Annotated in this window: 10 protein-coding genes; 2 read left to right on the forward strand and 8 right to left on the reverse strand. The window is 43.7% G+C overall.

Features of this window, described 5'->3' with window-relative positions; genetic code table 11:
• Positions 1 to 90 precede the first annotated feature (90 nt).
• Both glmS and glmM read right to left on the reverse strand, forming a co-directional pair.
• A complete protein-coding gene (gene glmS / locus G5A70_RS09075; RefSeq protein WP_173749329.1) occupies positions 91 to 1929 on the reverse strand; it encodes a glutamine--fructose-6-phosphate transaminase (isomerizing) in 1839 nt (612 codons plus the stop codon).
• Positions 1930 to 1932: 3 nt separating this feature from the next.
• A complete protein-coding gene (gene glmM / locus G5A70_RS09080; protein ID WP_173749330.1) occupies positions 1933 to 3291 on the reverse strand; it encodes a phosphoglucosamine mutase in 1359 nt (452 codons plus the stop codon).
• 186 nt (positions 3292 to 3477) lie between these two features.
• Between glmM and G5A70_RS09085 the strand changes: the two genes are divergently transcribed.
• A complete protein-coding gene (locus G5A70_RS09085; protein ID WP_173749331.1) occupies positions 3478 to 4659 on the forward strand; it encodes a MerR family transcriptional regulator in 1182 nt (393 codons plus the stop codon).
• Here the strand turns inward: G5A70_RS09085 and G5A70_RS09090 are convergent.
• From G5A70_RS09090 to malQ, 4 genes are read right to left on the reverse strand one after another with little or no spacing between them, the layout of a single operon-like run.
• A complete protein-coding gene (locus tag G5A70_RS09090; RefSeq protein ID WP_173749332.1) occupies positions 4584 to 5612 on the reverse strand; it encodes an alpha/beta hydrolase in 1029 nt (342 codons plus the stop codon). The genes G5A70_RS09085 and G5A70_RS09090 overlap by 76 nt on opposite strands.
• Positions 5613 to 5643: 31 nt before the next feature.
• The gene (locus G5A70_RS09095; protein WP_173749333.1) at positions 5644 to 7908 is read right to left on the reverse strand and encodes a glycogen/starch/alpha-glucan phosphorylase; all 2265 of its coding nucleotides are present in this window, start codon (positions 7906 to 7908) and stop codon (positions 5644 to 5646) included.
• Between the two features lie 19 nt (positions 7909 to 7927).
• Positions 7928 to 8998: a LacI family DNA-binding transcriptional regulator gene (locus G5A70_RS09100; protein ID WP_173749334.1), complete on the reverse strand. Its 1071-nt coding sequence runs from the start codon at positions 8996 to 8998 to the stop codon at positions 7928 to 7930.
• A gap of 25 nt (positions 8999 to 9023) precedes the next feature.
• Positions 9024 to 10502, reverse strand: coding sequence for a 4-alpha-glucanotransferase (gene malQ, locus G5A70_RS09105; RefSeq protein ID WP_173749335.1), 1479 nt, complete (start codon positions 10500 to 10502; stop codon positions 9024 to 9026).
• 248 nt (positions 10503 to 10750) lie between these two features.
• On the opposite strand from malQ, the gene G5A70_RS09110 reads away from it, so the two are divergent.
• Positions 10751 to 11455 carry a zinc metallopeptidase gene (locus G5A70_RS09110; protein ID WP_173749336.1) on the forward strand — a complete coding sequence of 235 codons (705 nt, stop codon included), beginning with the start codon at positions 10751 to 10753 and terminating at the stop codon, positions 11453 to 11455.
• 43 nt (positions 11456 to 11498) lie between these two features.
• Here G5A70_RS09110 and G5A70_RS09115 read toward each other — a convergent pair whose 3' ends face one another.
• Both G5A70_RS09115 and G5A70_RS09120 read right to left on the reverse strand, forming a co-directional pair.
• Positions 11499 to 12233 (reverse strand): glycerophosphodiester phosphodiesterase, encoded by a 735-nt coding sequence (locus tag G5A70_RS09115; protein WP_173749366.1) that lies wholly within the window; start codon positions 12231 to 12233, stop codon positions 11499 to 11501.
• Between the two features lie 22 nt (positions 12234 to 12255).
• Complete coding sequence (locus tag G5A70_RS09120; protein WP_173749337.1) at positions 12256 to 13662, reverse strand: ABC transporter substrate-binding protein; 1407 nt, start codon at positions 13660 to 13662, stop codon at positions 12256 to 12258.
• Between the last annotated feature and the right edge of the window lie 7 nt (positions 13663 to 13669).

Below are 13669 nucleotides of genomic sequence, written 5' to 3' on the forward strand. Positions count from 1 at the left end.
TCCTATACAAGTCAATGCGGCTCCATTGAGAAAAGATGCCGGACACAGCGCTTACAGCCCTTTTCTGTCCGACATCTTTTGCATTTTCCCTTATTCTACTGTCACACTTTTTGCCAGATTTCTGGGCTTATCCACATCCAGTCCCTTGGCCACTGAGATATAATACGCCAAAAGCTGCAGAGGAATCACCGCCAGACTGGTGGTAAAAGTGTCTTTTGTTTTAGGCACATACACGGTAAAATCCGCAATATCTTCCATTGTATAATTTCCGTAAGAAGTCAATCCCAATACTGACGCTCCACGACTGCGCACCTCTACCAGATTGCTGATTTCCTTTTCAAATAATGCAGGCTGTGTAGCTGCTCCAATGACCAGAACGCCTTCTTCAATAAGCGAAATCGTACCGTGTTTCAATTCTCCTGCTGCATAAGCCTCAGAATGGATATAGGAAATTTCCTTCAGTTTCAAAGAACCCTCCAGAGAAATGGCATAGTCCAATCCTCTTCCGATGAAAAATACATCTCTTGCATGGGAATATTTATTTGCCAGCCACTGAATTCTTTCCTTTTCATCCAGAATCCGCTGAATTTTCTCGGGAAGTTTTCCCAATTCCTGAATATACTCTTTATATTCTTTGTCCTTAATCGTGCCTCTCACTTTTCCGAAAAGCAGACCAATCAGATATACCGCTGCCAACTGTGTGCTGTAGGCTTTCGTTGTTGCCACGGAAATCTCCGGCCCTGCCCAGGTATAGAACACACTGTCCGCTTCTCTGGCAATAGAACTTCCCACTACATTTACAATTCCCAGTACCTTATAACCTTTTTTCTTAGATTCTCTTAAAGCCGCCAGAGAATCTGCCGTCTCACCGGACTGGCTCACCACAATGACCAGAGTGTTTTCTGTCAGAAGCGGATTTCTATACCGGAATTCAGACGCCAAGTCCACATCTACCGGAATCTGAGCCAATTCCTCCAGCACATACTTCGCGCATACACACACATGATAAGCAGAACCGCAGGCCACCATCTGAATACGGCTCACATTCTTAATATCCTCATCTGTCATTTCCAGTTCATCAATCACAATTTTCCCATTTTTAATTCTGGGGCTGATGGTATCTGCCACTGCTTTTGGCTGTTCGTAGATTTCCTTCAGCATAAAGTGTTCAAACCCTTCTTTTTCAGCCGCTTTCGCGTCCCACTCTACAGTTTTGAATTCTTTCTGCAGTTCTTCCTGGTCTACATCATAAAAACGAATGCTGTCTGCTGTAATTTCTGCAATTTCTCTGTCATCAATATAACATACCGTCTTTGTATACTTCAAAATTGCAGGAACATCCGACGCAATAAAATTTCCCTGGGCAGATTTTCCGATAATCAGAGGACTGTCTTTTCTCACTGCATACATCACACCCGGATTTTCCTGAAACAGAATTCCCAGGGCATAAGAACCTCTCACCCTTCCCAGCACTTTTGTGATGGCTTCCAGGGGATTTCCTTTGTAATAGTAATCCAGCAGATGTGCAATGACTTCTGTATCTGTCTCAGATAGAAATTCATATCCCTTTTTCTGCAAATATTCTTTGATTTCCTTGTAATTTTCAATAATGCCATTGTGTACCACTGCAATTTTTCTGTCTTTTGATACATGAGGGTGTGCATTCACCACAGAGGGTTCTCCATGAGTTGCCCACCGGGTATGGCCGATTCCGCAGCAGCCCTTTACTGCTCTTCCATTATCCGTCATTTCACGAAGAGCCTGCAAACGGCCTTTCGCTTTGATAACTTCGATTTCTTTGTTCTCCTGACTGTCATCCAGCACTGCAATACCGGCAGAGTCATAGCCCCTGTATTCCAGTTTTGAAAGTCCGTCTATTAAAATAGACGCTGCATTTTCCTTTCCCACATATCCAACGATTCCACACATATTTTATGCCTCCTGATGTCCCTGTTTTATAATAACGTCTACGATTTCCTGCACATGCCTTTCACATTCTGCTTTTTCTGCTGCCTCTGCCATAACGCGGATAACCGGCTCTGTGCCGCTTTCCCGCACCAGGATTCTTCCGCTGTCTCCCAGCTTTTCTTCTGCTGCTTTCACCGCTGCCTGTACAGCCGGGTCTTCCTGCGCTGCTTTCTTATTTTTTACTCTCACATTTACCAGCACCTGGGGATATACCTTCATGGGCGCTGCCAGCTGAGAAAGCGTCTGGTCTTTGGCCAGCATAACCTCCATCAGCTTGATTGCTGTGAGAATTCCGTCTCCGGTAGTCGCATATTTACGGAAGATAATATGTCCGGACTGTTCGCCGCCAATGCGGTATCCGTTGTCTGACATACTTTCATATACATACTTATCTCCTACTGCTGTTTTTTCATATGCCACGTCAATCTCATCCAAAGCCTTATAAAGACCGAAATTAGACATAACCGTAGTAACGACTTTATTTCCTGTCAGCTTCCCTCTTTCTTTGAGATAACGGCCATAAATATAGATAATGGCGTCTCCATCCACCAGCTTACCGTTTTCATCCACAGCAAGACAGCGATCTGCATCTCCGTCAAAAGCAAATCCCACATCTAAATGATTCTCTATTACGAATTTCTGCAGTTCTTCTATATGAGTAGACCCGCAGTTTTCATTGATATTATTTCCGTCGGGATGATTATTTATCACATAAGTCTCAGCGCCCAAAGCATCGAATACCTGCTTAGCCAGCATCCAGGCACTTCCATTTGCACAATCCAGCCCTACTTTCTTTCCGCTGTAAGATTTCACAGCAAGGGAAATCAGATAATTCATATATTTGCTGCGTCCTTGGGAATAGTCCACAGTGCAGCCGATTTTTTCTTTATATGCAAAAGGAATCTCACCGGAAATACCATCCATATAAGCTTCCACTTTCAGAAGAGTTTCCTCGTCCATCTTCTCACCAGCCGCGTTAATCAGCTTGATACCATTGTCATAATACGGATTATGACTTGCAGAAATCATCACTCCACAGTCAAAATCTTCGGTTCTGACAACATAAGCCACAGAAGGAGTCGTTGTTACATGCAGCAAACACGCATCTGCCCCTGAAGCAGTAATTCCGGATGCCAATGCATATTCAAACATGTAGGAGGACAGTCTGGTATCTTTTCCTATCAATATCCTGCACTTTTCATCCGGCTGCTTTTTTCTGCCATAATACCAGCCCAGAAAGCGTCCAATCTGATATGCATGATTTACAGTTAAGTCCACATTCGCTTCTCCTCGGAAACCGTCTGTTCCAAAATATTTTGCCATAACAAACTCCTTTGTACAATCGTTCTTTTTTTTTACACTTTTCATTTAATTATACCAGATTTCCTTCTGTTTTTTAAGATTTTCTTTTTTATTTTCTTATTTTTTTCATACCGTACAAAAAAGTTTCCCTTTTCCCCTGTTTTTTATTATAATATTTACGATAAGTAAGAAATGGAGGAACTCTCAATGAAGCTTCCCGGCTACTATACCTCCGGTCAGTTTGCCAAAATGGCAAACATCTCTGTCCGGACTGTGCGTTTTTATGATAAACAGAATATATTGAAACCCTCTTATGTGTCTTCCTCTGGTTCCCGTTTTTATACTGACCGGGACTTCGCCCGCCTGCAGCAGATTTTACTGTTAAAATATCTGGGATTTTCTCTTGATGATATTAAAGAAATGACCATTAACGATACGGATTATCATTTTATGCTGAATTCTCTGAACCTGCAGCAAAAGCTGATTAAAGACCGTATAGAACAGCTTCAAATGGTGGAAAAAGCCATACAGGATACCACAGAAGAAATCCGCAGCAACCATGCTGTCAACTGGAGTCATATGCTGAATCTGATTCATCTTACTAATATGGAAAAAAGTATGAAAAGCCAGTATCAAAATTCCAGCAATATTTCTGCCAGAATTCATCTTCACAGTCTTTATTCCAAAAACAAACAGGGATGGTTTCCCTGGCTGTTTGAGCAGTGTGAAATCACTGAAAATATGAACATTCTGGAGATCGGGTGTGGAAGCGGTGCCCTGTGGAAAGAAAGTCTCGCCCGGATTCCCAATCCTGTTTCCATCACTCTTTCTGATATTTCCCGGGGAATGCTGCGCGATACTCAGAGAGAAATCGGCACAAAGGATTCCCGCTTTTCTTTCCGGGCTTTTGACTGCCATAAAATTCCCTATCCAGATGAGCAGTTCGACCTTGTAATTGCCAATCATGTACTATTTTACTGTGATATTCCCCAGGTCTGCAGAGAAGTGTCCAGAGTTTTAAAACCTCAGGGACGCTTTCTGTGCAGTGCCTACGGAATGAATCACATGGCAGAAATCAGCCAGCTTGTACAGGAGTTCGACAGCCGTATTATTCTGTCTGCAGAAAAACTCTATGAAAAATTCGGAAAAGAAAACGGCGCTGCCCTCCTGTCCCCTTATTTCCAGGAAATTCAATGGCGTTTATATGAAGACAGCCTCTTTGTGGATACACCGGAGCCTATTATTGAATATATTCTCTCCTGTCACGGAAACCAGAACCAATATCTGCTGGACCGCTATAAGGAATTCCGTTCTTATGTATCGAAAAAAACTTCTTCGGGATTTTTCATCACAAAAGAAGCCGGTGTATTTCTCTGCAGAAAAGCCTGAATGGTTCCATAATAGGTCTCCGGATCCTTATCCTGGGACTGGGCATGTCCTGCACCTTCCACAATCAAAAGTTCTTTGGTGCAGGCAGGCGCTTCATAAAGCTGCTTTGCCATACCAACGTCTATCATCTTATCCTCATCTCCGTGAATGAACAGAGTGGGAACATGACTTTTCTTCACTGCCTCAAGGGCAGACGCTTTCTTTAAATCATAACCTCCGCGAAGCTGAAGCATGAGATTTGCTGTGTCCAGCAGAGGAAAGGCAGGAAGATGAAACCACTCTTTCATCTTCTGGTGGAACATTTCATACGCATCCGTATAGGCGCAGTCGGAAATCACCGCCTTTACGTTATCCGGCAGGGACTTTTCTCCTGTAAGCATCAGAGCGGCGGCTGCTCCCATGGACTGCCCGTGAATGACAATTTCCGCTGATGGGTCTTTTTCCAGAATATACTGTATCCACATCAGATTATCTTTTCTGTCTGTCCATCCCATTCCGATAAAATCCCCTTCACTCTCCCCCTGACACCTCATGTCCGGCACCAGTACATGAAAATCATTTTGGTTGTACCAGGCTGCGAAAGGGTACATCTCCTCTTTCCAGCCTGTATACCCATGGAGAATCAATGCCCATTGATGACTGTCCGACGAAGCATAAATTTCCTGTGCAACCAGCTTATAACCATCTTCGGAAGTTTTCGTCACTTTCTCTCCTCTGGCACTTTCCGCCCATTTTTCAGTTTCTTCCCAGGCCTTCTCTTTTTGCTGCTCTATATCATCCGTCTGTACCAACGCTTCCATGCTGTCTTCTGTGATTCTGGAAAAAGCGTCCAGTTTCTCCATGGTCGATGGCACCAGAGCCGCACTTACCAGAAAATTAGCTGCTGCCAGATAAATGAGGAAAAGCAATACAACTGCTGCAATTCCTATGCACTTCCAGTGCTTCTTTTTCATCTTCTGTCACCTCTCATGCATTTTCTGCTGCTTATTTTAAATGCCAGATTTCTTCATTGTACTGTTTAATCGTCCTGTCTGAAGAGAAAAATCCCGCCTTTGCAATATTCATCAGCACCTTCTCATTCCATTCCTTCTGATTTTCGTAGTCTGCATATACCTGTTCTTTCGTCCGGATATATTCTCTGGTATCCAGAAGTGTCATAAACCAGTCTTTTCCAACCAGTTCTTTATGAAGACGAGTAAGACTCTTTTCATCTCCGATTTCCAACAGTTCATCGCCTGTAATAAAATCTACCAGTGTATGAATCATCTTATCCTGGCCGTAAATATCCTTTGCACAGTATCCCTCACTGGCATATAAGTCAATGACCTCCTGTGGTTTTTTACCAAAAATGTAAATATTTTCTTCTCCCACCAGGTCTCTGATTTCTACATTTGCACCATCTTCCGTTCCCAAAGTCAGCGCACCGTTCAGCATAAATTTCATATTTCCTGTACCGGAAGCTTCTTTTGACGCCAGGGAAATCTGTTCTGAAATATCAGCTGCTGGAATTACCTTTGCCGCTTTGGAAACATTATAATTTTCAATCATCAGCACACGGAAATACGGACGCACATCCGGATCCTTCTCAATGAGCTCCTGCAGACACAGAATCAAATGAATAATATCCTTTGCAATCACATAAGCTGGCGCTGCTTTTGCTCCGAAAATCATGGTAATCGGACGCTTCGGCTTATTCCCGGCTTTGATATCCAGATATTTGTAAATCGCATACAAGGCATTCATCTGCTGCCGTTTATATTCATGAAGACGTTTCACCTGCACATCGATAATGGAATTTTCATCTAACTCTATATCCTGTGTTTCCTTCATAAATTTCTTGAATTCCAGTTTTTTCTCCAGCTTAATTTCAGCCAGCTTCTGCAATACATTTTCATCCCCTTTGAAGGCCAAAAGCTTTTCCAGTTCAGCAGCATCTTTTTTGAACCCGCTCCCAATCAGAGTTTCCAAGTAAGCGCTAAGCTGTCTATTGCAGTGAAGAAGCCAGCGGCGGAAGGTAATACCATTCGTCTTATTGTTAAACTTTTCAGGATAAATATCGTAAAAATTCTTTAATTCGGATTCTTTCAGGATTTCTGTATGAAGGGCTGCCACACCATTGACAGAAAATCCATAGTGAATATCCATGTGTGCCATATGCACTCTTTCGTCTTTGTCTATGATATATACCGATTCGTCTTCATACCTGCTTCTTACTCTTTTGTCCAATTCCTGAATCACCGGTACCAGGTGCGGAACTACTTCCTCCAGATACTCCATAGGCCATTTTTCCAGCGCTTCTGCCAGAATTGTATGGTTGGTATACGCACAGGTTCTGCTTACCGTATCAATGGCCTCATCCATGGAAAATCCTCTCTCTTTAAGCAGACGAATCAATTCAGGAATCACCATAGACGGATGTGTGTCATTAATCTGAATCACTACATGTTCGTGAAGTTTATGCAAATCATATCCCTTCTGCTCGCATTCCCGCAAAATCAGCTGTGCGCCGCTGCTTACCATAAAGTACTGCTGATAAATACGCAGTTTACGGCCTGCATCATCCGAATCATCCGGGTACAGAAACAGGGTAAGATTTTTACGGATTTCCTCTTTGTCAAAATCAATACTGTCCTCAGAAACAATACTTTCATCCACAGATTTCACGTCAAACAGATGCAGTCTTCCACACCCGGATTCATATCCCGGAACAGCAATATCATACAATACAGATTCCACTTCAAAGTCTTTAAACTGCACTTGAAAGCTTTCCGGCTGCCGCATAAGCCAGCTTTCTTTTGTAATCCAGGGATTCTTCACCTCTTTCTGCTTATGATTCCGGAATTTCTGCCGAAACAGTCCGAAATGGTAATTCAGACCAATACCGTCCCCCGGCAGCCCCAGGGTAGCAATGGAATCCAGAAAACAGGCAGCCAGTCTTCCCAGTCCCCCGTTTCCAAGAGAGGGTTCCTGTTCCAGTTCTTCTATATCGCATAATTCATATCCATGTTTCTTCAATATCTGTTCCGCCTCTTCATATAGTCCAAGATTAATCAGATTATTTGATAAAAGCTTGCCAATCAGAAACTCTGCGGAAATATAATATAATTTCTTATTTCCTGTATTGGCAGGGAGTTTTTCTGCTGCTTCCCTGGTAAATATGAGCAGCGCCTCAAAGAGCTCCTCCTTAGTACAGTTATCTAAATTTTTTTGAAATTTTTCTTCAAGTAAGGCTTCTAATTTTTTTTCCACGTCTTTTCTCCTCGCTGTGTTATTTTTCACGTTTCATTGTTCCATTTGAACTCTGCTTTTCTTTGTCTGCAGGGGGAATGGTAGATTCTCTTTCTACCAGTTCTCCTTCAAAAATTAACTGTCTGGGCTTCTCTTTCCCATTTATCATATCAAAAAGCAAATCCGCCGTAGCCTTTGCTATTTGTTCCACCGGCTGGCGTATGGTGGTAATACTGGGTATATAAAATTCCCCGGTATCCATACCGTCAAATCCTGCCACAGAGCACTGCCCCGGAACCGAAATTCCTGCCTCTTTCAAAGCTCTGCAGGCTCCAATCGCCATCGTATCTGACGTCGCATACAAAGCCGTAAACTCTGTATCCATTAAAAGCTGCCTGGTCAGCTTATAGCCGGAACGGAAAGAATATCTGTCCTCCTCTGCGTCCATATAACTCACCAGCTTCTCAGAATACGGAATCCCATAATCTCTTAATGCCTTCTGATACCCCAAAAGACGCAGCTTTCCAATACTCTTATCCTCTTTTGGTGCAGTCAGAATGGCAATTTTTTTGTGTCCCAGATGGATCAGATATTCTGTCATCTTATAACTTTCTTTAAAGTCATCTACCGAAACAGCCGCATATTTTTTGTCTTCCATATCTGAGGTACGAATCGTACTCAGCACATAAGGCACCTCCAACTGCTCCATTTTCTCCTTTGGGTGGGAAAAGTTTCCTCCTAAAAAGACCAGTCCCCGCAGTTTTTTCTCTTTGGTAATGTGCAGGGCAATATCCAGTTCATCTTCCTGCTCCTCTACATGCTGCAGGATACAGCTGTAATTCATGTGCTGACATTCTCTCTCCAGCCCGCTGACCAAATCACTGAAAAAGGTATTTCCTATGCCCTTGACCAGCACAGCAATGGCTTTGGTATCGGTACGCTTCAGATTTCGTGCACTGTTATTGGGCACATAGTTCGATTGGGCAATGGTTTTTAAAATTTTTTCCTTTGTTTCCGGATTGATATCCGGATGATTGTTCATAGCACGGGATACTGTGCTGACACCAACCCCGCATTTCTTTGCTATGTCTTTTATCGTCATGTTTCCCATTACGGTATTTTCCTCCCATTTCCCCTTACGAGAGTCTTCCGTAAAGTTTTGTCATATCGTACATCTTTTCCAGAACCTCATCTGTAAGTTCTCCGGGCCGCAGTCGCCATTTCCAGTTTGTTCCCAGAGTGGAGGGTTTGTTGATTCTGGCCTCGCTGCCCAGACACAGATAATCCTGAATCGGAATCACCGCCAGATTCGCTACAGATGCCATTGCAAGCCGAATAAAATCCCATGGCAAATCTTTTTTCTCTTTATCTGCATAATTCATATATTTTTGTGCAAAGGCTCTGTCCTTGGGAGACATTTCATCCAGCCAGCCCAGCACCGTATTATTGTCATGTGTTCCTGTATATACGACGCAGTTTTTCTCATAGTTGTGCGGAAGATAATCGCTCTCCTCCCTGGAATCAAAGGCAAACTGCAGCACTTTCATGCCCGGATAACCCGTATCTCTTACCAGTTTTAACACACTCTCTGTCAGATAACCCAAATCCTCTGCAATAATATCTACTTGGCCCAGTTCCCTTTTTGCAGCCTCAAACAGTTTCATTCCCGGGCCCTGCTGCCATGTTCCATATTCTGCAGTCTTATCTCCATATGGAATCGCATAATATTCATCAAATCCTCTGAAATGGTCTACTCTCACCACATCGTAAAGTTTAAAACAATATTTCAATCTCTGAATCCACCAGACAAATCCTGTTTTTTCATGATAATCCCAGCGATACAGCGGGTTCCCCCAAAGCTGTCCCGTAGCCGCAAAAGCATCCGGCGGACAGCCTGCCACTGCGAGAGGTGTGCAGTCTTCATCAAACTGGAAAAGCTCCGGATTTGCCCATGCGTCCGCACTGTCAAAGGCAACATAAATGGGAATATCTCCAATAATCTTAATCCCCTGCTCATTTGCATAAGCTTTCAGCTTTGTCCACTGCTTCAGAAACTCATACTGCTGAAAACGGACAAACTGTATTTCTTCTGCCAGTTCTTCTTTCTTCTGTTCCAGCACATCAGGATTTCTTCCCTTTAAGTCAGATTCCCACTCACTCCAGCTCACCCCGTTCAAACTGTTTTTCACAGCCATATAGAGACTGTAATCTTCCAGCCAGAAAGCATTCTCTTTTACAAACTGCGCAAAATCTTCCCCCGGTTCAAATCTTCCAAAGGCTTTCCGTAAAATATCAAATCTTCCGTAATAAATTTTCTCATAATCCACATAAGAAGCATGACTCCCAAAATCACAGGCCTCACATTCCTCTTTGGTAAGCAGTCCTTCTTCTGCCAGCGTTTCCAGGTCAATATAATATGGATTGCCTGCATAAGTAGAAAAGGACTGGTACGGGGAATCTCCGTATCCTGTGGGACCCAGAGGCAGAATCTGCCAGTAATGCTGTCCTCCCCTTTTTAACTGATTGACAAACTCATAGGCTTCTTTTGAAAAACTGCCGATTCCATACTGTGACGGAAGTGCCGAAACAGGAAGTAATATTCCGCTTGCTCTCATCTCTCTTCTCCTTTTATCCCTTTCTCTGTGTTTCCGGTAACGATATCGGTAACGTTTCCGATAATCTGTATAAATACATTACCACACTTGCTTTTGAATTTCAATCTTGTAAAATCAAACAAAATTTGCGGTTTTGATTTGTCTAATTTTTTCTATAAGTTTTATAATTTTTTATATTCTTTTTCTTGCATATAATTTTTTTTGGCGTAGTATACTGATTATAGATTATCTTACGGGAGATGAAAGAAATGTTTATAGATTATTCTTATGTGGTTTATGTACTTCCTGCTGTTCTCTTTGCCATGTGGGCCAGTTCCCATGTCAACAGCACCTTCCGCCGCTACTCCACACAGTACTCCATGCGGAATATGACCGGCTATGATGCTGCCAGACGGGTTTTGGACGCCAATGGGCTCTACAGCGTAAGAATCGAGAGAGTAAGCGGTAGCCTCACCGACCACTATGACCCCAGAAATAACGTCATACGGCTTTCAGACAGTGTCTATCATCAGACTTCCACTGCTGCTATCGGTGTCGCTGCCCACGAAGCCGGACATGCCATTCAATATGCGCAGAACTATGCGCCTATCAGGCTGCGAAATGCTATTATTCCCGTTACAAACCTGGGTTCCAAGCTGGCTATGCCCCTGATTCTAATCGGACTGCTCTTTGCCGGTTCCGGTTCTTCTATGGGCACACTGGCTTATGTGGGTGTTGCCTGTTTCGGGCTTTCCACCCTCTTTCAGCTTTTTACGCTACCCACAGAATTTGATGCCAGCAGACGGGCTATCCGGGCCATTGAAACCTGCGGAATCCTCACATCCGATGAAATTTATGGCTCCAAAAAAGTGCTTACCGCAGCGGCTTTGACCTATGTGGCCGCTCTTGCGGTTTCACTCATGCAGCTATTCCGGCTGCTGACCATTGTAAACAGGCGAAACAATCATTCATAAAACAGCTGAAACCATGTCCTCACATGAGTTTCAGCTGTCTTATCTATTTTTGATTCACTTCATCTCTCACCCTCAGAGCCCTGTCCGGATAATTGGTAATCACAGCCTCTAAATCCTTTTCTATGAACTGCCTCATATCCGCCTCGTCATTTACCGTCCACACCCGGACTTTCAAGCCGCTTCTTCGATAGCTTTCCAGAAAATCCGCCATTTTCAGATGATACACTGCCGGGTGCAGTCCACATACCCCGGTATTTTTTGCATAGTTTTCCACATTTAACAATACATCGCTGTAGAGATAGGCCGTTTCTGCCTCCGCATCCAGTTCCAGTATTTTCTGTACACTGTAGTGATTAAAAGAAGAATAAATCACTCTATTTTCCATACCGGCTGCCTTTACCAATTCTACCGTCTTCTCTTCCAGCCCCGGATACCAGTAAATACCGGTTTTCAGTTCAATATTGACCTCCATGCCGCCGGGCTTTACCTGTTCCAAAACTTCTCTTAGCGTAGGAATCTGCACGCCCTCATACTCTTTTTTGTGGTTATGGAAAGAAAATCTCCGCAATTCTTCCAGTGTATAATCCCGGACTGCACCCTTTCCGGTACTGACCCGGTCAATGGTTTCGTCATGAATAACCACCACTTCGCCGTCTTTCGTCAGCTGCACATCCAGTTCAATTCCCTGAGCGCCCTGCTCCCCGGCCAGAGCAAAGGCTTCCAGCGTATTTTCCGGAGCATAGCCGCTGGCGCCTCTGTGTGCAAATACTTTTGTCATCTGGTCTTCACCCTGTTCTTTCTTACTCATTTACAAGATTATATTCCTCAATGGACTTGTTAATAGCATCTGCCATGTTTTTCACTGCACCGTCCACATCTTCGTTGCCATTTAGCAGATTTTCAATCTCAGATTCCACCGTTGCTCTTGCTTCCGGGAACACGCTGAGCAATGCGCCTGTGTATTCCGGGGAAGAATCATGCAGCTGGTCAATGGCTGTCTGGAACTGTGGATATTTTGCAACATTGTCTTTAAACACCTGCTCGTCCTGAGCCGCTGTTGTAACAGGGAAGTAACCGGTCTGTGCATTCCAGTATGCCTGAGATTCCGGGGAAATCAGGAATTTTACAAATTCCCAGGTCGCTCTTGTCTTTTTCGGGTCATCATTGTTCAGCGCCCAAAGAGAAGCGCCTCCGATGGATACACCGCCTTCATCGCTGGATTTGATTTTCGGGAAATAAGCGGTTCCCACTTCAAACTTGCCGTTTACATCCTGCAGAATCTGCTTTAAAGAAGCGGTAGATCCTAAAGTAATTGCGGACTTTCCTGCTGAGAAATCAGCCAGTCCTGCGTCTCCGCCTTTTCCTACATTTGGTGCAAATCCCTTATCATACAGAGATTTCCAAGCGGTCAGAATATTCTTTGCACCGCCGTTTTCATCAAAAGCTACCGCTGTAGCTGCTTTTTCTCTTCCGTTTCCATTATTGGCATACTCCAGCCCCTGTTTGCCCATAAACTGCTCAAAGAACCAGCCGTAAATACTCAGAGACATCACTTCCCCTGCACCGCCGTCGGACAACAGCTTATCTCCTACCGCCTCAATGGCTTCCAGGCTGTCCGGAATCTCTGTAATACCGGCTTTCTCGAACATATCCTTGTTGTAATACATAATCGGAGTAGAAGAGTTAAACGGCATAGAATACAACTCATCATCAATGGTGTAGTAAGCTGCCAGGTTTGGTTCAATCTGAGACAAATCATAATTGTCTGCATCTACCATATTCTGCATAGGAGTAATCCAGCCGGATTCGATCATAAATCTGGTTCCGATTTCATACACCTGCACTAAATCCGCTCCCATATTTCCAATCTGCGCACTTTTTAATTTGTTCAGAGAATCGTCATATTCTCCCTGATACTGCGCGTTTACTGTAATGCCATATTCATTTTCTTCGTTAAATTTCTCTACCAATGCGTCAATCGCCTGTCCGTTGACACCGCCCATAGAATGCCAGAAAGAAATTTCTGTTCCGCTTACATCTTTTGCGTCTGCCATGGAAAATTCCTCGTCTGTACTTTCTGTTTTCTGGCTGTCGCTGCCGTCCGTTGCCGCCGGTGTCTCTTCCAGGCTTTTTCCGCTTCCGCAGCCTGCCAGAGCGCTCATGGACATTACTCCGATTAAAAGTGCCGAAATCAATTTTTTCTTCATTTACGTT

The organism is Blautia hansenii (genome assembly GCF_013304445.1).
Classification (GTDB): domain Bacteria; phylum Bacillota; class Clostridia; order Lachnospirales; family Lachnospiraceae; genus Blautia.